This is a genomic window from Motilibacter aurantiacus (assembly GCF_011250645.1).
Taxonomy (GTDB): Bacteria; Actinomycetota; Actinomycetes; order Motilibacterales; family Motilibacteraceae; genus Motilibacter_A; species Motilibacter_A aurantiacus.
In genome coordinates, this window is sequence record NZ_JAANNO010000060.1 from 1 (window position 1) to 504 (window position 504).

General features: G+C 73.8%; 1 protein-coding gene. It reads right to left on the reverse strand.

The features are described from left to right. Window positions 1-87 precede the first annotated feature (87 nt). Window positions 88-504: ABC transporter ATP-binding protein (locus tag G9H72_RS20835; RefSeq protein ID WP_166174775.1), on the reverse strand; the 417-nt coding region annotated here is incomplete at its 5' end.

Sequence of the window (504 nt, forward strand, 5' to 3'; positions counted from 1 at the left end):
CGCGGTGCCGAGCACGACGGCGACCGCGGAGAGGGCGAGGCGCAGTTTGTGGGCCAGCAGGCCCTTGAGCGTGGCGCGGAGCATGGGTCAGGACCTCCGGCCCGCGGCGTCGAAGCGCTTCATGCGCTCGAGCACGGCGTCGGAGGTGGGCTCGCGCATCTCGTCGACGACCTGGCCGTCGGCGAGGAACAGGACGCGGTCGGCGTAGGAGGCGGCGACCGGGTCGTGGGTGACCATGACGACGGTCTGGCCCATCTCGCGCACGCTGCGGCGTAGGAAGGCGAGCACCTCGGCGCCGGCGCGGGAGTCCAGGTTGCCGGTCGGCTCGTCGGCGAAGATGATCTCCGGGCGGGAGGCGAGCGCGCGGGCGCAGGCGACGCGCTGCTGCTGGCCGCCGGACAGCTCGGTGGGCTTGTGGCCGAGCCGGTCGCGCAGCCCGACGGTGTCGACCACGGTGTCGAGCCAGGCCTTGTCCGGCTTGCGGCCGGCGATGTCCATCGGCAG